This is a genomic window from Burkholderia sp. KL41 (assembly GCF_057005415.2).
Genome location: NZ_CM174446.1, coordinates 3,749,737 through 3,768,457, shown reverse-complemented (window position 1 = coordinate 3,768,457; position 18,721 = coordinate 3,749,737). Strand labels below are relative to the sequence as shown.

Here is an 18,721-nt window from a genome sequence, read left to right as displayed (position 1 = left end):
CAAGTAACTGTCGTTTTTTGCGTGCACAGCGCGGCTCGCCGGCGCCCTTGTCGCGGTTGCGCAACAAGGCCCGAAGCGGTCGTGCGAGCGTGCCTCGGACGCCTGCGTCACAGTGCTGGAGGGGCAGGCGCGGGCCGAGGCGGCGTGCGGGATTCTTGGAGATAAGGCGAGATTCTACCGCCAAACGCGACCACAGCGCGAGTTATCCACAGGCCGGGATTGTGGGTCGCGGGGCCGGATCGGCGCGGGCCGGCACAGGCGAGCGACTCCTAAAGTATTGACCGTCAAGAGAAAAACGGTTTAAATAGCGGGTTCCGCGAAAACCAATCCTGTATTCCCGGCGATTGCGTTCGCCCGAATGCCTACGGTTAAGGGCACGCGGTCCCCTGAATTTCGACATTCTCGAACAAGTGAGAACATCATGAAACGTACTTACCAACCGTCCGTGACGCGCCGCAAGCGCACCCATGGCTTCCGTGTCCGCATGAAGACGGCAGGTGGCCGCAAGGTCATCAACGCTCGCCGCGCGAAGGGCCGCAAGCGCCTCGCCATCTAAGGCAGGTTGCGCGCTGTGTCCGCCGTCCGCAGTCCTGCGGAAGGTGCCGTCGAGCCGGGTGCGAATCCGTCGCAGACGAAAGCCGCCTTCCCGAAAGCTGCGCGACTTCTGAAAACGGATGAATTTTCATCCGTTTTTCGTTTGCGCCCCTGGCGGCGCTCCGCGCACTTCGTGATTTACGGCAAGCCGACCGGTCAGCCCGCGCGTCTGGGGCTCGTCGTCGGCAAGAAGTATGCGCCGCGTGCGGTAACACGTAACCTCGTGAAGCGGCTGGCGCGCGATGCGTTTCGCTTGCGCCGGGCCGAGTTCGCCGGTTACGACCTGCTGCTGCGGCAGCACACGCGCTTCGACAAGAAAGCGCTGCCGAGCGCGGCTTCCGCCCCGCTCGCGGCGATGTGCGCGGCCGAGATCCGCGAGCTGCTCGACAGGGCAGTCCGGGAAATCGCCCGCCGTGCGTCGAAGCCCGCGTCCGAGTGACGCATCCGTGCCCGGTGCGGCGTTCGCGCCTGCCCGGCCGGTTTTGACGCGGCGTCGTACGGCGCCGCCCAAGGTATGGAAACGGTATTGATCGCCTTGCTGCGCTTCTACAAGGTTGCCGTGAGCCCGATGCTCGGCAACCGTTGCCGTTTTTATCCTTCCTGTTCGGATTACGCGCGCGAGGCAATCCAGTATCATGGCGCCGCGCGCGGCACGTATCTCGCCGTCAGGCGCGTGTGCCGATGCCATCCGTTTTCCGCGGGCGGCATCGACCTCGTCCCGCCGCCCAACTCCGACACTCGCGCTCGCGGCGAAGCCGACGCGCGGTCCCATCGACTCTGAGACAACGCATGGATATCAAACGCACCGTCCTATGGGTGATCTTCTTCATGTCAGCTGTCATGCTGTACGACAACTGGCAGCGGTCCCATGGACGCCCGTCGATGTTCTTCCCGAGCGCCACGCAGACGGCCCCCGCGGCCGCTGCCGGCGGGGCATCGGGCACGGGCGCGACGACGACCGCAGGTGAAGTGCCTGCCGCCGCAGCCGGCGCCGCCCCGTCGACCACTGCTCCGGCCGCGCAGGCGCAGCTCGTGAAGTTCTCGACCGACGTCTACGACGGCGAAATCGACACGCGCGGCGGCACGCTCGCCAAGCTGACGCTGAAGAAGCAGGGCGACGGCAAGCAGCCCGACCTGTACATCACGCTGTTCGACCACACGGCCGGCCATACGTATCTCGCACGCTCGGGCCTGCTCGGCGGCGATTTCCCGAACCACAACGACGTCTACACGCAGCTGAATCCCGGCTCGACGTCGCTGACGGGCGACCAGAACGCGCTGAAGCTGTCGTTCGAATCGCCGGTGAAGGGCGGCGTGAAGGTCGTGAAGACCTACACGTTCACGCGCGGCAGCTACGTGATCGGCGTCGACACCAAGATCGACAACGTCGGCACGGCACCTGTCACGCCGACGGTCTACATGGAGCTGGTGCGCGACAACACGGCGGTCGAAACGCCGATGTTCTCGCATACGTTCCTCGGGCCGGCGGTCTACACGGACGCGAAGCACTTCCAGAAGATCAACTTCAGCGACCTCGACAAGAACAAGGCCGACTACGTGACCTCCGCCGACAACGGCTGGGTCGCGATGGTGCAGCACTACTTCGCGTCGGCCTGGATTCCGCAGCAGGGCGTGAAGCGCGACATCTACGCTGAAAAGATCGATCCGACCCTGTACCGCGTCGGCGTGAAGCAGCCGGTCGCAGCGATCGCGCCGGGCCAGTCGGCCGACGTGCAGGCACGCCTGTTCGCCGGTCCGGAAGAAGAGCGCATGCTCGAAGGCATCGCGCCGGGCCTGGAACTCGTGAAGGACTACGGCTGGGTGACGATCATCGCGAAGCCGCTGTTCTGGCTGCTCGAGAAGATCCACGGCTACATCGGCAACTGGGGCTGGTCGATCGTGCTGCTCACGATCCTGATCAAGGCGGTGTTCTTCCCGCTGTCGGCTGCGAGCTACAAGTCGATGGCGCGCATGAAGGAAATCACGCCGCGCATGCAGGCGCTGCGCGAACGCTTCAAGAGCGATCCGCAGAAGATGAACGCCGCGCTGATGGAGCTGTACAAGACCGAGAAGGTCAATCCGTTCGGCGGCTGCCTGCCGGTCGTGATCCAGATCCCGGTGTTCATCTCGCTGTACTGGGTGCTGCTCGCCTCGGTCGAAATGCGCGGCGCGCCGTGGGTTCTGTGGATTCACGACCTGTCGCAGCGCGATCCGTTCTTCATCCTGCCGGTGCTGATGGCCGTGTCGATGTACGTGCAGACGAGCCTGAACCCGACCCCGCCGGACCCCGTCCAGGCGAAGATGATGAAGTTCATGCCGATCGCGTTCTCGGTGATGTTCTTCTTCTTCCCGGCCGGCCTCGTGCTGTACTACGTCGTGAACAACGTGCTGTCGATCGCACAGCAGTACTACATCACGCGCAAGCTCGGCGGGGCCAAGAAGAAGCCGGCCTGACGCCCGTTGCACACGCGGGCGGCGAGCCGCCCGCGATGCACGCAAAAAAGCCGCATGGTTCGCGCCATGCGGCTTTTTGCTTTTGCGGTTCCGGTGCGGGTTCAGCCTTTCTTCGATTCGCCCGAGTCGCCGTAGAACTGCTCGACCAGTTCCTGCACGAGGTAGCGATGATGCGGCGACAACGCTTCGATCTTCGACGCGAGTTCGATCGTCTCGGGCGTCGGCGGATAGCGTTCGTCGCGCGGCAGCGGTTGCGGCGTCGGATGTTCGATCACGCTCGGCGACGGGCCGTAATGCAACCAGTGGAGTTCGACGCGCAGCCATTCGGCGAGCGTGGCGAGTTTGTCCGACGTCGGAATCGTGCGACCCGTCAGCCACTTATGCGCGGTTTGCGGCGAAACGGGTTGCGCTCCGCGGTGGCGCAGATTGAATCGGTTCGCCAGTTCGGTCGCACCGGTGATCTTCTCCGGGCTGCGCCGCAGGGCGAATTTCAGGCGTTCCGAGAACGCGGCTTTTTCTTCGGATGTCGGCATGGGGGAGATTGTGCAATTCCACCACCACGTTTCAGACAACCATTCGGGCTAAACGTATCTCGTTCAGACGAATCCCGATCTCGATCGGAGTGGGGGGCAAAATTGAGGGCCACAGTGTTGGGCCGCTCCAGCAGGCATACTCGTCCGAAACGGTGACTGTGACATTGCGCCGGACTGATACTTGGCTTATCCCCGGCGGGATAAATTCGGGCGCGTCCGAATCCAGCGCGGCGACCGATGGCGTGTGAGCCGGCACGCTACAATGCCGGCGTTCCGATGCCCGAACTGTTGCGCGGGCGCACCATATTCACTGATCACCCGATTCATCCGATTCCCATGCTCGCTACCGATTCCGATCCGATCGTCGCCATTGCCACTGCTGCCGGCCGGGGGGGCATCGGGGTCGTCCGCGTATCGTTCGGGCGCGGCGGCGAGGCGGCCGCGTTGCCGCTGATCGACGCGTTGTGCGGGCAGAAGCTCGCGCCGCGCCATGCGAGCTACGTGCCATTCCTCGACGAGCACGGCGCGCCGCTCGACCGCGGGATCGCGCTGTATTTCCCGGCGCCGCATTCGTACACCGGCGAGCACGTGCTCGAGCTGCAGGGGCACGGCGGGCCGATCGTGATGCAGCTGTTGCTGCAGCGCTGCCTGGATGCGGGGCGCGGTTTCGGGTTGCGGCTCGCGGAGCCCGGCGAATTCACGAGACGCGCGTTTCTGAACGACAAGCTCGATCTCGCGCAGGCCGAGGCCGTTGCCGACCTGATCGAGGCGAGCACCGAAGCGGCGGCGCGTTCGGCCGGGCGCTCGCTCGACGGTGCGTTCTCGAGGCAGATCCATGCGCTCGTCGACGACGTGATCACGCTGCGGATGCTGGTCGAGGCGACGCTCGATTTTCCGGAAGAGGAGATCGATTTCCTGGAGGCGGCCGACGCGCGTGGCAAGCTCGCGAAGATTCGCGCGCAGCTCGCGCACGTGCTGGGTGATGCGCGGCAGGGCGCGCTGCTGCGCGAAGGATTGTCGGTCGTGCTCGCGGGGCAGCCGAACGTCGGCAAGTCGTCGCTGCTGAACGCGCTGGCCGGCGCGGAGCTGGCGATCGTCACGCCGATCGCGGGCACGACGCGCGACAAGGTCGCGCAGACGATCCAGGTCGAAGGGATTCCACTGCACATCATCGATACGGCCGGGTTGCGCGAGACGGAGGACGAGGTCGAGCGGATCGGGATTGCGCGCACGTGGAGCGAGATCGAGCGGGCGGACGTCGTGCTGCATCTGCTGGATTCGCGCACCGGGATGACGGCGGATGACGAGACGATTGCCGCGCGGTTTCCGGGCGGCGTGCCGGTGGTACGCGTGCTGAACAAGACGGACCTGACCGGCGTGGCGGCGTGCGTCGAGCATCCGGCGGCGGAGGGCGACCTGACCGAGGTGCATCTGTCGGCGAAGCGCGGCGACGGGATCGACATGCTGCGCGCGGAGCTGCTGCGGATCGCCGGGTGGCAGGCTGGGGCGGAGGGCGTGTATCTCGCGCGGGAGCGGCATCTGATCGCGCTGCGGGCCGCGCAGGAGCATCTCGCGCAGGCGGCGGATCATGCGGAGCAACGCGCTCAGTCGCTCGACCTGTTTGCCGAGGAACTGCGGCTCGCGCAGGAGCAACTCAATTCGATTACCGGGGAGTTCACTTCGGATGATCTGCTAGGGGTGATTTTCAGCAGGTTTTGTATCGGGAAGTGATGCAGTAGCCCGAGGGGGCCGGAGTCGTTTGGCGAAGTCGGTGTCTGTCCTTTATCCAGTGTCGGTGAGGCGACGGACATTCTTCGCAACGGCGTGAATTCGTCATTGCCAGATTTTTGAAATTCTGAAGATAAATTGTGTCGAAAAGTGAATTAATCAAGCCGGGCGATCAGGTTGTGTCTTGAGCGGAAATGTATGGTGGATTTCGGAATCTCACGCGTGCGATAAAAATCTTGCTTCATTTGTGTGAACAAATGTAGGATTGCGTCGCGCAGGTTGATGTGAAGAAAGAAGAGAATTATCAAACTCAACTGATTCCGGGGGAACGCGTGAAAAAGCTGTCTGCTTTTGCTTTTATTTTCTTGGTTTTTCAATCGCTTGCATTTGCAAAGCGTCTCGAGCCTGGTGTTACGATGTGGGCAGGGCAGTCGGTGTGCTCTGATAACAACCAATATTGTCTGACGCTGCAGAAATCAGATGGGAACCTGGTTCTCTACGCATCCAACGGTCAGGCTGTCTGGCAAGCAAAAACCAACGGAAAAGGCGTGACACGTGCGGTTATGCAGCCGGACGGGAATTTCGTGCTTTATACCGATGATAATCGTCCGATCTGGGTAGTCAAGACGGAGCGCTCCAACTCATTTCTGAATGTTCAGGATGACGGAAATATTGTCTTCTACTGGATGCGTCCTATTTGGGACAGCAAGACGAGCGATGTTTCGAGTATGCAATCAAACGAGGCTCGTGTCCTTTACCCGAACACCAAGTTGACGGCTGGGGTGAGCTATACGATCGGACAGTACTTTTTCATTCTGCAGGCCGATGGGAACTTGGTGCTGTACAAGAATGGCGCTGCGATTTGGAACACCGGTACGGCAGGCAAAGGTGTGACGTCTGCATGGATGCAGAACGACGGGAATTTCGTGTTGTATAACGATGCAGGCACACCGATTTGGAAAACCAACACGGGCGGAAATGGCAATGCCTTGTTCGCATTCCAGCCGGATGGCAATCTGGTGATCTATGTGCAGACGCCCAGTTGGGATCGTTTGGCCGGGTACAACCACCCGGACTACAAGGACCATCGCGGTCCTGGCCAGGGGTGGTGCATCGGCGCGTGCGGCGGATCGATCATCTCTATTCCTTTCTGATCGACGCGGCCGAGGCGAGATTGGCCAGAGTGATGCGTCGTGACCTGCGCAACGGACGCTGACGATGGCGGTCATCATGAGCAAGGGGCGGGTTTGTCCCGCCCTTCTCTTTCAGTAACCTCGTCAGTACAAGGTCGTCATCCCGCCTCAATCCCAATGCCGGTGATGGTAATACCCGCCACCACCGTAATACCCACCACCGTCGGGCACCACGATACAGCCGCTCAACAACACGGCGACGCCGGCAATCAGCAAAAGGGTCTTCTTCATCGGGTTCACCTGCTCGGGTTCAATATGAAACCCAGCATAGCGAGCGCCCGCAACACCGGCTGTAAGCGATCGTTTCCCTGCTCCGCAATCCGTAACGGCGGATTATTCCGGTCACAATGACCGTAACAAATCCCCATACAGCAGACGTTTTCAGGCAGTGACGACCCTGTTTCGCCCCGTATCCTTCGCGCGATAAAGCGCGGCATCGGCGGCTTCGATCAACGCATCGGGTGTGGAGAGATCGTCGGCCGCCACGGTCGCGCAGCCGACGCTCACGCTCACGCGCCCGGCGGGTGATGTCGGCATCGCGAGATCGAGCCGCAATACCGCCTCGCGCGCTTCCTCGGCGACCACCCGCGCGCCGCGCGCGCCCGTGTTCGGCAGCACGATCGCGAACTCCTCGCCGCCGTAACGCGCGACCATGTCCGCGGGCCGCCTCACCGCGCCGGCCAACGCATTCGCGACGGCAATCAGGCACGCGTCGCCCTTCACGTGACCGAACGCGTCGTTGTACGCCTTGAAGTGGTCGACGTCGACCATCAGCAGCGACAGCGGTTCGCCTTGCCGTCGCGACTGCAGGAACAGCGTGTGGAAGTGATCGTTGAAGTGCATGCGGTTGAACGCGCCCGTCAGGCCGTCGCGCGCGGACGAACGGATCAGCGTCGCGTGCGCCTCGAACAGCCGCTGGTACAGCATCGTCACTTCCCACGCGAGCACGCACACGAGCACGCCCGGCGTGAACATGCTGAACACGCGCGCGAGATACCAGCCGACCGTGAAGCGATTGGTGCTCATCAGGTTCAGCGTGGTGTCGGTGACGCACGCGAGCACCGCGATCGCGAGCCACAGGTCGAGGGTCGTGCGCAGCCGGCCGGTGGCCAGCACGGCAACGAGCGCCAGCGCATTGAGCAGCCACACGACCAGCGCGACGGCGTTGACGGGCAGCACCGCCGCGTCGCCCGGCGGATGAAACGCGGGCGGCAGCGACACGTTCAGCGCGAACAGGCACAGCAATCCCGCGACGACAGCCGGCCCGCCGATCAGCGCGAGCGTCCACCACCGTGTCTGCCGTGCGCCGACCGGTGCGCGCGCCAGCCGCGCGCGCGCGAGCAGCGCGACCATCACGAAACTCGGGAAGCCGGCATGCCAGAAGATCCACATCCACGCGGCGCTTTGCGGCTGCGCACCGAACAGCCCGTGCGGCGCGAATACGCCGGGAAAGGTGAGCAGCTGCAGCGCGACCGCGAGCGCGGTGAACGCGTAGGCGCCGCCGAGCGCGCCGAGCATCGGCTGGCGGGTCACGGTGAACTGCGCGCCGAGAAAGAACGCCGCGATGCTCGCGGTGGTGAACACGGTGAGCGCGCACATCGGCATGAACGGCTCGACGGCCGGCAGCGCGACGTTCGCGTGCGGCGCGGCGATCCCGAGCGCGAGCACGATGACGAGCGCCGTCAGTGTGCCGAACCAGAGCTGACGGCGTGTCGTGTGCTGGATCAGGATGCCTTCCATGGAGTTCCCCGGGCACGTACGCGGAAACGCCCGGTCTTGCGCCGGGCGACAGGCAGCCGGCCGTTGCGCGACCGGTGCGGCCTGATCCTATCGCGTTATGGTTGCGCGCTCAAACCCCGAGGCCGGGACCGAAGTTGCCGGCAACCCAGTGCGTGACGGCGTCGACGTCCGCGTAGTCCTGTTCGGGCAGGCCGTCGAGCATCGACAGCACTTCGTTGCTGGCGCCCGCGGCGCGCGCGGCATCGACGATCGCATCCTTGTTGGCCGGGTAGCGGATGGCCGCCAGCACGTCGGCGATCTGCAGGTCGATCGTTTCGTTGGGAATGTCGTGCGGAGGCTGGGCGGGCTGGTCGTTCACGGCGGCGTCTCGCGGAGTGAGCGGGTTGAGCGGGTTGAGCGAGAATCGGATCGAGGCGGAATTCGGGCGTGTAACCGCGGGTGCGTACCGGGGCGCGTCATGCGTTCACACGCCAGGCGGCCAGGCCGGCGCGCCCCGCGGATGAACGCCTGTCGACTCAATGCCCGCGTCGCACGCGGCGCCACGGATGCTTCCAGTCGATGTGCGGTGCGTTTTCGTCGCGCGGATGCTGGCGCCGATGTTCCTGCCACAGTTCGTCGGAAAACAGCGCCGCCACGATCACGAGCGGCAGCACGAGGAAAATTCCGAGTATCACTTGCTCGATCACGATAGCCTCCTTGCGGTGGCAGGAACCCTTGCTCCCATTCTAGGCTCTGAACTTCGCCCGCGTTCAACTTCTTACAGTGCGAAACAGGCCGCGGAAGCGGCCTTGCCCGTACATGCGCCGGCATCAAAAAGGACATGAACATGCAACTCCAGAACGATACCAACACGCTCGCGCTGCGGCCGCTGGAGCGCCAGGACCTGCGCTTCGTCCACGAACTGAACAACGACGCAAAGATCATGCGCTACTGGTTCGAGGAGCCGTACGAAACCTTCTCGGAACTGTCACAACTGTACGACCGCCACGTGCACGACCAGCGCGAGCGCCGTTTCGTCGCGGTCGACGCGCAAGGCGAACTGGTCGGCCTCGTCGAACTGATCGAGCTCGACTACATCCATCGCCGCGGCGAATTCCAGATCATCATCGCGCCGCAATGCCAGGGGCGCGGTTACGCGGGCCAGGCGACGCGCCTCGCGATCGAGTACGCGTTCAAGGTGCTGAACATGCGCAAGCTGTACCTGATCGTCGATACGTCGAATGCGGCGGCGATTCATGTGTACGAAAAATGCGGATTCCAGCACGAGGCCGAGTTGAAGGAAGAATTTTTCGGAAACGGCGCGTATCACAACGCTTATCGCATGTGCATCTTTCAACGCGATTATTTCGACCGCCAGCAATCCAGTCCGAACAAGGCAGGGTAAACGCGCTGGCGAAAGGCGCTTGCAGCGGAATTTTCGCGGGCACCGAATACATTCGGGGAACTACGGATAAATACGGATTCGCTTATGCCTGGCATTTTTCTTGTATCAGGTATTTGCGATTCCGCGCTGCGGTAAAGTCGATTCGTTTCGAATGACTTTATGTGCGGCGCATCAAAATGATCCGGATGACGAAATGGATTATCCAAACCGTTCAATCGCTGCAATGTAACTTGGATGAAAGCCCTGCCGGATAACGCTTTCCGCCCGGCGTGACGGGCCTATCCGCCGCGCAACGGGTGTTGCCCGCCGCGCGTGCCGCGCGAAAAACAGGCTGCGCACGGGGTGCGACAATCCGCCGCTATTGCGGTCGCACAACAAATGTGCTTGCTATCGCTTGCCGGTCTTCTAAAGTGAAAAACGCGGGTTCACGATCACCTTTAAACACATAGCTAACCCAAGCCTGGTGCCCGCAAGCCTGGAGACAGAACATGATGAAGCGTACCGGTATCCTTTTTGCCCTCGTCGGCGCATTTTGCGCGGTGTCGATTGCCCAGGCGGGCGGCGATTCGGCCGTCAAGCCGGCGCAGGAAATCCAGTTGACGAAGAATGCATGGGGCTGCCTGTCGAAAGACAATCTGGATTCCGTACTGAGTCACGAACGTGACGGCAAGTCGCAGGCGAAGCAGCAATACTTCGACGACTACCGTTGCCTGTCGGTACCGGAAGGCCAGCGTTTCCGCGTCGTGTCGGTCGACCAGGGCGACGTGCAGTTCGTCAGCGCCGACAACAGCGACCAGCAGGGTCTCTGGACAGATTCGCGCTTCGTCAAGCAGTAACCGCCCATTCACCGCGCAGTCGCACGATGCGCGAGCGCGCCGACCCGATGAGCCGGCGGCGCGAACCGAACACGGCCCGGCACATGCCGGGCCGTTGCGCTGTGGGTGGCGCATGACACGCGCCGGACGGCGCGCATTCGGTATCATCACGGCCCGACCGAACCGAATGCCCGCCCGGGCCGTATCCGCATGGCGCTGAAATCCACGATCTACAAAGCCGAACTGCAAATCGCCGACATGGATCGGCATTACTACGCCGATCACGCGCTGACGGTGGCGCGTCATCCGTCGGAAACCGACGACCGGATGATGGTGCGCATCGTCGCGTTCGCGCTGTTCGCGCACGAGCGGCTCGAATTCTGCAAGGGGCTGTCGGACGTCGACGAGCCCGATCTGTGGCAGAAGGACCTGACGGGCGCGATCGACGTCTGGATCGAAGCCGGCCAGCCCGACGAGCGGCGCATCTCGAAGGCGGCCGGCCGCGCCGGGCAGGTCACCGTGATCGCATACGGCGGCAAGACGTCGGATATCTGGTGGCAGGGCGTGCGCAGCAAGGTCGAGCGGCTGCGCAACGTGCAGGTGCTGTCGCTGGCCGACGGCGTCGCGGCCGCGCTCGGGCGGCTCGCGGAGCGCTCGATGCGCCTGCAGTGCACGGTGCAGGACGGCACCGCGTGGATCTCGAGCGCCGACCACGATCCGGTCGCGGTCGAATGGACGGTGCTGAAGGCGCGCGCGGACGCATGACGGCCCGCGCGCCGGCCGCGTTCAGCCGATCGCGGCCGGCGGCCCCTTGAATTCGAGCATGTTGCCTTCCGGGTCGAACAGATAGATCGACGGCCCGTAGCCGCCGGCGCCGTAGCGTTCCGCAGGCGCGCCCGGCCGTGCGCCGTGTGCGGCGAAATGGGCGGTCAATGCGTCGGGATCGAACGGCTCGACGCGCAGGCACAGGTGATCGAGATTGCGCCCCGTGCCGGGCGGGCCGCTGTCAGGGCGGTCGATCGGGCCGCCGACCGACAGCAGGTCGATCAGTGCATCACCGGCGCGTAGCTGTACGAGGCCCAGGTCGGGCTGTTCCTTTTCCACATGGCAGCCGACGGCGTCGCAGTAAAAGCGCGTCATCGTGGCCATGTCGGTCACGCGCAGCACGATGTGATCGATCGCGCGGATGGTGGGTTTCATGGGCAGGCGCTCCTTCGCAGTCGACGAGCATCGAGTGTAGACGCATCGCGCCTGCGCCGCCCGCCGGAACGCGGCACAATCGACGGACGAAAAAAAGCCCGTTCACGCGGAGCGGAACGGGCTTAATCCATATCAGGAGGAGACATGGAGGAGACAGTTCCAACTATACACACGGCGATGGTGCGACGCAATATTCCGAATGCAAAAAAACGTCAGGACGGCGATTTGTCGCATCCGCAGTGCAGCAAAATGGTGACGGGACGATGACGAAAACCGCGCTGCAGCAGCCGGCGCGCGCGTTTCGCCGGACTTACTTTCGGGTGATGCGCCCCTGATTATCCGGGGCGAATCACAGAGCAAGATTCAGGGCGCGACGGCACGTGCCGATGTCTAGAGTAGGCACCATCTACACTAGAGAGTGCGAGGTTCAGATGAAAGCCGCCTATCCGACCGATGATGCCCGCTGGGGCGCCGTGACCGAGCGCGATCCGCATGCGGACGGCGCGTTCTTCTACGCCGTGAGCACGACCGGCGTGTTCTGCCGTCCGACCTGTGCGTCGCGGCTGCCGCGTCGCGAAAATGTGTCCTTCTTCGCCGATCCGGCCGCCGCGCGCGCGGCCGGCTTCCGGCCCTGCAAGCGCTGCCAGCCGGAAGGGCTGCCGCGCGAGCTCGAGATCGTCAACCGCGCGTGCGCGGTGCTCGACGCGCATGCCGAGCGGCTCACGCTGCAGCAGCTGAGCGATGCAGTGCACGTGAGCCCGTTTCATCTTCAGCGGCTTTTCAAGCGCGTGGTCGGCGTGTCGCCGCGGCAGTATCAGGCCGCGCAGCGCGGCGCCGCGCTGCGGCAGGCGCTGCAAAGCGGGCAGCCGGTCACGCAGGCGGCCGTCGACGCGGGTTTCAACTCGCCGTCGCGACTCTATGCGTCGGTGCCGCGCGAGCTCGGGATGGCACCGTCGGCGTTCCGCCGCCAGGGCGCCGGCCTGCGGATCGACTTTGCGACCGCCTCGACGTCGCTCGGCACGGTGCTCGTCGCGGCGACCGGGCAGGGCATCTGCCGGATCGCGTTCGGCGACGAACCGGCCGCGCTCGTCGGCGAGCTGAAGGACGCGTTCGCGCGCGCCGAGCTGGTCGAAGCGTCGGCTCGGCTCGCGCCGTTCGTCGCGCAGATCCGCGCGTACCTGGACGGCACGCGGCACGCGTTCGACCTGCCGCTCGACATCGCGCCGACCGCCTTCCAGCAGCGCGTGTGGGAAGCGCTGACGCATATTCCGTACGGTGAAACACGCAGCTACTCGGAGATCGCCGAGGCGCTGGGCGCGCCGCGAGCGGTGCGCGCCGTCGCGTCCGCGTGCGCGTCGAACCCGGTCGCGCTCGCGATCCCGTGCCACCGCGTCGTACAAAAGGGCGGCGCGCTGTCCGGGTATCGTTGGGGCGTGCGCCGCAAGGCGACGCTGCTCGCTGCCGAGGCGCGTCACGTGCACGACGATGAAACCGAATCCGTTGCGGAGGGCAGCGCAGTTTGAACATCGCAAGAACGACGATTACGTCCATCGTGAACGGCGGCCGCGTGCCGCCGTCCGCGCAAATGGAACTGCGCTTCAATGCGCCTTACGACTGGGCGCGCGTCCTGCGCTTCTTCAGCGGGCGCGCGATTCCGGGCGTCGAGCAGGTGGCGGACGGCGTGTATCGCCGCATCGTCGACCTGCACGGCGACGCCGGCCGGCTCACGGTCGCGAAACATCCGCGCAAGCATTGCCTGGTCGCGACGGTCGAAGGTGCGGTCGCGCGTCATGTCGATGATGCGTTCGCCGCGCGCGTCGCGACGATGTTCGACCTCGGCGCCGATCCGGCCGCCATCGGCAGCGGGCTGGCGCGCGATCCGTGGTTCGCGCCGCTTGTCGAAGCCGCGCCGGGGCTGCGCGTGCCGGGTGCATGGTCGGGGTTCGAGCTGGCCGTGCGCGCGATCGTCGGCCAGCAGGTGAGCGTGAAGGCCGCGACGACGATCGTCGGCCGGCTCGTCGAGCGGGCCGGCGAGCGCGTGGTTCATGAAGACGACGGTGCGCCCGCATGGCGTTTTCCGACACCGGAGGCGCTGGCCGCCTGCGATCTCGACAAGATCGGGATGCCCGGCAAGCGGGTGGCGGCACTGACGGGCACGGCGCGTGCGGTGGCGGCCGGCGACGTGCCGGTCGATCGCGAGCACGCCGATCTCGCGACGCTGCGCGGTGCGTGGCTCGATCTGCCCGGCATCGGCCCGTGGACCGTCGAATACATCGCGATGCGCGCGTGGCGCGATCCGGATGCGTGGCCGGCCTCCGATCTCGTGCTGATGCAGTCGATCGCCGCGCGCGATCCGGCGCTCGACCGGCTCGCGACCCAGAAGCGTCGCACCGAAGGCTGGCGGCCGTGGCGCGCGTACGCGGCGCTGCATTTGTGGAACGAAGTGGCCGACCGGGCGGGCGGCGCGCGCGGCGGGTGAGGGCAACTGCCGATCACTGAGTTGCGCGACCGGGTGCGACCCGGCGAAGCCGCGATGCAACCCGTCGCGCAAGCCGTGCCGGTGTTCGTTGGCTACCGCCGGACTTCGACCATCAAGGCTATTTCTCGAATCCGTCGTCCGCCCGATGCCGGGCGCACGACGCACACTTTCGCCTCTCTCCGCGGTCGATTCGGCGGCACGGTTGCACCTGCCGTCACCCGTTCACGCGTCAAGTTCCGTCGGACGAATGCGCTCAACCGGTGTGCCTGCTGCCGCCGCCCGGAACCGGTGGGAGATGCGGCGATCGCCGCGGCCGGCCCGTCCGGCGGCCCGCTCCGGCCCGTGCACCATGCCCGGCGCCACCTCAAGCGCGGGTTTCGGCGAGATGTTAAAGTGCCCGCTACCAACGAAGCGACCAACAATCCAGCCGGCCGCGCGCGGCGTTCTGCGCGCGGCCGTCACGCACTTGCGTCTCCATGTCGAACACCATGACTCACCGCCAGTCCGAACTGCTGCTGAATCGCCTCGAAGCACTGAGCTCGGGCCCGACGCGGCAGCATCTGCCCGACGGCCTGCGCGGCATCGAAAAGGAAAGCCTGCGCGTGACGCGCGACGGGATGATCGCGTTCACGCCGCATCCGCGCGCGCTCGGTTCGGCGCTCACGCATCCGGCGCTGACGACCGATTATTCCGAAGCGCTGATCGAACTGATCACGCCCGCGGAACGCGACGCCGCGATCACGCTCGAACGCCTCGACGATCTGCATCGCTACGTCTATGCATCGCTCGGCGACGAGATGCTGTGGAACGACTCGATGCCGGGCCTGCTGCCGGCCGACGACCAGATCCCGATCGCCGACTACGGCACGTCGAACATCGGCCGCCTGAAGACGGTGTACCGGCGCGGCCTCGCGTATCGCTACGGCCGCACGATGCAGTGCATCGCCGGCATCCACTACAACTACTCGCTGCACGAGGAAGTGTGGCGGCGCCTGCATGCGGAAGAAGGGTCGACGGCCACGCTCGTCGATTACCAGTCGGAGCGCTATCTCGCGCAGATCCGCAACTTCCGCCGCCGCAGCTGGCTGCTGATGTACCTGTTCGGCGCATCGCCCGCGCTCGACACGAAGTTCCTGCGCGGCAAGCCGCACAGGCTCGACACGTTCGACGCCGATACGCTGTACCTGCCGTATGCGACGAGCCTGCGGATGAGCGATCTCGGCTACTCGAACACGACCGCCCAGGCCGCGCTGCACGTCGACTACAACACGCTGCCCGGTTATCTCGACGCGCTGTCGAAGGCCGTGAGCGAGCCGTATCCGGCATACGAGGCCATCGGCACGCATCGCGACGGCGAGTGGATCCAGATCAACACGAACGTGCTGCAGATCGAAAACGAGTTCTACTCGACGATCCGGCCGAAGCGCGTCACGTATTCGGGCGAGCGGCCGCTGCATGCGCTCGCGTCGCGCGGCGTGCAGTACATCGAGGTGCGCTGTCTCGACATCGATCCGTTCGAGCCGACCGGCATCGCACTGGAAACCGCGCGCTTCATCGACGCCTTCCTGCTCGCGTGCGCGCTCGACGAGAGCCCGGTGCTCGACTGCCCCGCGTACCAGGAGGCGAACGCGAACTTCGGCAGCGTGACGATGGAAGGGCGCAAGCCCGGGCTCACGCTGCAGCGCGACGGCGCGCCGATCACGCTGCAGGCGTGGGCGGACGAACTGATGGGCGATATCGAAACCGTCGGCCGCCGTCTCGACGAAATCCGCGGCGGCGACGAACATGCGCGCGCGATCGCCGCGCAGCGCGAGAAGCTCGCCGATCCGGAGCGCACGCCGTCCGCGCGCGTGCTGCGCACGATGCGCGAGCGCGGGCAGTCGTTCCTCGGGTTCGCGCTGGCGCAGAGCGAAGCGCATGCCGCGCATTTCCGCGCGCACCCGCCGTCGGCGGACACGCTGCGCACCGAGCAGGCGCTCGCCGCGAAGTCGCTCGCCGAGCAGGCCGAGCTCGAAGCGAAGGAGGCCGGATCGTTCGACGCATTCGTCGCGGCCTATCGCGCGTATACGCTGAACCGCTTCAGCGTGTGATGCCTGGCGCACGCGCACCGCGTCGGTCGGCGCGGTGCGCGCTGCGTCTTCCGTCGCCGGTCGGTGTGCGCCGTGGCGCCCCCGATCCGGGTCGATCCACCGTTAGTGGTGTGCGTACGTGCCGCGATCGATCGCGTGCGGCTGCGCCGGCTTGCCCGATTCCACGTTTGCTCCGACGTCGCGACCGTAGCCGGCGTCCCCGCCGCGTGCCTGCGCGGCACGGTGCATGATCGCCTGCATGTTTTCCGGAAAGTCGGGACTGCTTGCCAGGCTCGTCCGGTAGCCGGCGGCCTGCAGCTCCACGAGTTCCTGGCGGACCTCGGCGCGCGTCAGCGTCGACGCGGCCTGCGCGTGCGCGGCGAAGGCCGCGCCGATCAGCACGCATGCGCATACGGCTTGTTTCATCGTCTTCATCGTGTTCACTCCGTGAGGTTCCGGTGCCGTGCCGTGGCCGGCGCGGTCGGAATCGATGCAGCCAGTCTAGGCTTCGGATGCCAGACGAAACATCCCGCCCGCCGTCAGGCACCTTTGCCGCATGTGCAACATTGCGCGGGTGAGCCGCGCGTGACGGGCATCCTGTCGAACGCGACAGCGGCCCGCCCGCTGCCTGTCAGCCTGCGGCGGCGGGCTCGTACCGGGTCGGCATGCATCGGGCTTGTCCTCCTTGTAGAAGCGCCCCGCGCCTCCTAACCTCTTTTAAGCGACCGATCGGTTGGCCGTGCGACGTCGTTGCGTGCACAAGCGCCTGCGCGTCGTCGCGATTGCGGAAGGACCGCTTTGCACCGAATCCGGGGGCGCCGCCGCGCCAGCCCCGGGTCGACTTTGGAGACGCGATGAATCCCACCGACGCCCTGCCGCCCGGCATTGTCTTCGCGCAGCCGTTGACGCCGGTCGCCAACTCGCTGCTGCTGTCCTTCCTCGTCGCCGCGATTCCGATCGCCGTCGCGCTGATCGCGCTGGGCGTGCTGCGCCGCCCCGCGTGGCAGGCGTCGCTCGCCGGCCTGGTCGCCGGCCTCGCGGTCGCGATCGGCGCGTGGGGGATGCCGGCCGGGCTCGCGTTCAACGCGGTCGGCGCGGGCATGGCGCTCGCGGTCGTGCCGGTGATGTGGATCGTCTTCAACGCGCTGCTGCTGTACAACATCGCGGTGAAGTCGGGCCGCTTCGACCAGTTCCGGCAGTGGATGCTCGACAACCTGCCCGACGATCGGCGCCTCGTGCTGCTCGTCGTCGCGTTCTCGTTCGGCTGCCTGCTCGAAGGGATCTCGGGATTCGGCACGCCGGTCGCGATCACGAGCGCACTCCTGATCGCGCTCGGCTTCCCCGCGCTCGAAGCGCTCACCTATACGCTGCTGTTCAACACGGCGCCGGTTGCGTTCGGCGCGCTCGGCGTGCCGATCACCGTGCTCGGCGCGGTGACGTCGCTGCCGCCCGCGACACTCGCGCAGATGGTCGGCCGCCAGTTGCCGTTCTTCGCGCTGCTGTTGCCGTTCTACGTGGTCGGCGCGTACGGCGGGCTGCGCTCGATCTCGAAGCTGTGGCCCGCGCTGCTCGTGTCGGGCGGCAGTTTCGCGATCGCGCAGTTCGTCACGTCGAACTTCCTCGGCTACCAGCTCACCGACGTGCTGTCGTCGCTCACGTCGCTGATCGTCACGATCGGTTTCCTCCAGGTGTGGAAGCCGCAACCCGATCCGCAATACGCGCTCGCGCGCAGCGTGCCCGCAACGGCCGGTGCCGCCCGCGCGGGTTTCGGCGGCTGGCTGCCGTGGCTCGTCGTGTCGGTGGTCGTGATCGTGTGGGTGCACGCGAACGTCGCGGCGATCGGCGACGTGAAGATCAAGTGGCCGGGCCTGCACAACGCGGTGTTCGTGTCGCTGTACCACAAGCCGTATGCGGCGATCTGGGACTTCCAGCCGCTCGGCACGGGCACCGCGATCCTGCTCTCGGCGATCATCACGGCCGCGCTGACGCGCACCGGTATCGGTGCGTTCCTCGAATGCGTGGTCAAGACCTGGCGGCAGACGTGGATCGCGATCGTCACGGTGATGATGATCGTCGGGCTCGCGTACCTGCTGAACTACTCGGGAATCAGCTATACGCTCGGCACCGGCGTCGCGTCGACGGGGGCGCTGTTCCCGCTGGTGTCCGCGTCGCTCGGCTGGATCGCCGTGTTCCTGTCCGGCAGCGACACGTCGGGCAACGCGCTGTTCGGCAACCTGCAGGTCGTGGCCGCGCGGCAGCTCGGCCTCGATCCGGTGCTGATGGCCGCGACCAACTCGTCGGGCGGCGTGATGGGCAAGATGATCTCGCCGCAGAACATCGCGACGGGCGTGTCGACGACGGACCTGAAAGGGCAGGAAGGTGTCGTGTTTGCGCGCACCTTCTGGCACAGCGTGATCCTCACGCTGCTGCTCGGCGTGCTGGTGTTCCTGCAGCAGCACGTGCTGACGTGGATGATTCCGGCACTGCCGAAATGAGGTGAGCGCAACGACAGAAGGAAGGCACGAGGAAAAA

General features: G+C 65.4%; 20 protein-coding genes. 13 read left to right on the top strand and 7 right to left on the bottom strand.

Annotated elements, in window-relative coordinates; all coding sequences use genetic code 11:
• Nucleotides 1–421: 421 nt before the first annotated feature.
• From rpmH to yidC, 4 genes are all read left to right on the top strand, one after another.
• Nucleotides 422–556 carry a 50S ribosomal protein L34 gene (rpmH, locus tag PQB87_RS17675; protein WP_004198824.1) on the top strand — a complete coding sequence of 45 codons (135 nt, stop codon included), beginning with the start codon at nucleotides 422–424 and terminating at the stop codon, nucleotides 554–556.
• Between the two features lie 15 nt (nucleotides 557–571).
• Nucleotides 572–1,033, top strand: coding sequence for a ribonuclease P protein component (rnpA, locus tag PQB87_RS17670; protein ID WP_021157986.1), 462 nt, complete (start codon nucleotides 572–574; stop codon nucleotides 1,031–1,033).
• A gap of 75 nt (nucleotides 1,034–1,108) precedes the next feature.
• A complete protein-coding gene (gene yidD, locus PQB87_RS17665; RefSeq protein WP_006750110.1) occupies nucleotides 1,109–1,375 on the top strand; it encodes a membrane protein insertion efficiency factor YidD in 267 nt (88 codons plus the stop codon).
• An 8-nt stretch (nucleotides 1,376–1,383) separates the two neighbouring features.
• On the top strand, nucleotides 1,384–3,048 hold the full coding sequence (gene yidC, locus PQB87_RS17660) for a membrane protein insertase YidC (RefSeq protein WP_027788804.1): 1,665 nt from the start codon (nucleotides 1,384–1,386) through the stop codon (nucleotides 3,046–3,048).
• A gap of 101 nt (nucleotides 3,049–3,149) precedes the next feature.
• Here the strand turns inward: yidC and PQB87_RS17655 are convergent, their stop codons facing one another.
• A complete protein-coding gene (locus PQB87_RS17655) occupies nucleotides 3,150–3,581 on the bottom strand; it encodes a helix-turn-helix domain-containing protein (protein WP_021157984.1) in 432 nt (143 codons plus the stop codon).
• Nucleotides 3,582–3,917: 336 nt separating this feature from the next.
• Between PQB87_RS17655 and mnmE the strand changes: the two genes are divergently transcribed.
• On the top strand, nucleotides 3,918–5,312 hold the full coding sequence (gene mnmE / locus PQB87_RS17650; RefSeq protein ID WP_027788805.1) for a tRNA uridine-5-carboxymethylaminomethyl(34) synthesis GTPase MnmE: 1,395 nt from the start codon (nucleotides 3,918–3,920) through the stop codon (nucleotides 5,310–5,312).
• A gap of 281 nt (nucleotides 5,313–5,593) precedes the next feature.
• On the top strand, nucleotides 5,594–6,463 hold the full coding sequence (locus PQB87_RS17645) for a curculin (mannose-binding) lectin (RefSeq protein ID WP_226113449.1): 870 nt from the start codon (nucleotides 5,594–5,596) through the stop codon (nucleotides 6,461–6,463).
• 147 nt (nucleotides 6,464–6,610) lie between these two features.
• Here the strand turns inward: PQB87_RS17645 and PQB87_RS17640 are convergent, their stop codons facing one another.
• The 4 genes from PQB87_RS17640 to PQB87_RS17625 all read right to left on the bottom strand — a co-directional run bounded on the left by PQB87_RS17640 (nucleotide 6,611) and on the right by PQB87_RS17625 (nucleotide 8,928).
• Entirely contained in the window at nucleotides 6,611–6,733 is a 123-nt protein-coding gene (locus PQB87_RS17640; RefSeq protein WP_021157980.1) for a hypothetical protein, read from the bottom strand.
• Nucleotides 6,734–6,883: 150 nt separating this feature from the next.
• A complete protein-coding gene (locus PQB87_RS17635) occupies nucleotides 6,884–8,242 on the bottom strand; it encodes a sensor domain-containing diguanylate cyclase (protein ID WP_048025602.1) in 1,359 nt (452 codons plus the stop codon).
• Nucleotides 8,243–8,351: 109 nt separating this feature from the next.
• The gene (locus tag PQB87_RS17630) at nucleotides 8,352–8,600 is read right to left on the bottom strand and encodes a DUF2795 domain-containing protein (protein ID WP_124590580.1); all 249 of its coding nucleotides are present in this window, start codon (nucleotides 8,598–8,600) and stop codon (nucleotides 8,352–8,354) included.
• A gap of 157 nt (nucleotides 8,601–8,757) precedes the next feature.
• A complete protein-coding gene (locus PQB87_RS17625; protein ID WP_006489933.1) occupies nucleotides 8,758–8,928 on the bottom strand; it encodes a hypothetical protein in 171 nt (56 codons plus the stop codon).
• Between the two features lie 140 nt (nucleotides 8,929–9,068).
• Here PQB87_RS17625 and speG point away from each other — a divergent pair, with 140 nt between their 5' ends.
• The 3 genes from speG (at nucleotide 9,069) to PQB87_RS17610 (ending at nucleotide 11,206) form a co-directional block, all read left to right on the top strand.
• Entirely contained in the window at nucleotides 9,069–9,626 is a 558-nt protein-coding gene (gene speG / locus PQB87_RS17620) for a spermidine N1-acetyltransferase (RefSeq protein WP_042973815.1), read from the top strand.
• A 488-nt stretch (nucleotides 9,627–10,114) separates the two neighbouring features.
• Complete coding sequence (gene sap1 / locus PQB87_RS17615) at nucleotides 10,115–10,462, top strand: surface attachment protein Sap1 (RefSeq protein ID WP_021157977.1); 348 nt, start codon at nucleotides 10,115–10,117, stop codon at nucleotides 10,460–10,462.
• Between the two features lie 189 nt (nucleotides 10,463–10,651).
• Entirely contained in the window at nucleotides 10,652–11,206 is a 555-nt protein-coding gene (locus tag PQB87_RS17610; RefSeq protein WP_021157976.1) for a YaeQ family protein, read from the top strand.
• Nucleotides 11,207–11,227: 21 nt separating this feature from the next.
• Here the strand turns inward: PQB87_RS17610 and PQB87_RS17605 are convergent, their stop codons facing one another.
• Nucleotides 11,228–11,641, bottom strand: coding sequence for a VOC family protein (locus PQB87_RS17605; RefSeq protein ID WP_059487915.1), 414 nt, complete (start codon nucleotides 11,639–11,641; stop codon nucleotides 11,228–11,230).
• Nucleotides 11,642–12,072: 431 nt separating this feature from the next.
• Between PQB87_RS17605 and ada the strand changes: the two genes are divergently transcribed.
• The 3 genes from ada to gshA all read left to right on the top strand — a co-directional run bounded on the left by ada (nucleotide 12,073) and on the right by gshA (nucleotide 16,210).
• On the top strand, nucleotides 12,073–13,164 hold the full coding sequence (gene ada / locus PQB87_RS17600; RefSeq protein WP_111942279.1) for a bifunctional DNA-binding transcriptional regulator/O6-methylguanine-DNA methyltransferase Ada: 1,092 nt from the start codon (nucleotides 12,073–12,075) through the stop codon (nucleotides 13,162–13,164).
• A complete protein-coding gene (locus PQB87_RS17595; protein ID WP_489242428.1) occupies nucleotides 13,161–14,120 on the top strand; it encodes a DNA-3-methyladenine glycosylase family protein in 960 nt (319 codons plus the stop codon). The genes ada and PQB87_RS17595 overlap by 4 nt, the downstream gene beginning before the upstream one ends.
• A gap of 476 nt (nucleotides 14,121–14,596) precedes the next feature.
• Nucleotides 14,597–16,210, top strand: a complete 1,614-nt coding sequence (gene gshA / locus PQB87_RS17590) for a glutamate--cysteine ligase (protein ID WP_489242427.1) — start codon at nucleotides 14,597–14,599, stop codon at nucleotides 16,208–16,210.
• A gap of 102 nt (nucleotides 16,211–16,312) precedes the next feature.
• Here the strand turns inward: gshA and PQB87_RS17585 are convergent, their stop codons facing one another.
• Complete coding sequence (locus PQB87_RS17585) at nucleotides 16,313–16,624, bottom strand: DUF4148 domain-containing protein (protein WP_489242426.1); 312 nt, start codon at nucleotides 16,622–16,624, stop codon at nucleotides 16,313–16,315.
• Between the two features lie 419 nt (nucleotides 16,625–17,043).
• Between PQB87_RS17585 and PQB87_RS17580 the strand changes: the two genes are divergently transcribed.
• A complete protein-coding gene (locus PQB87_RS17580; protein ID WP_021157971.1) occupies nucleotides 17,044–18,684 on the top strand; it encodes an L-lactate permease in 1,641 nt (546 codons plus the stop codon).
• The last annotated feature ends 37 nt before the right edge of the window (nucleotides 18,685–18,721 follow it).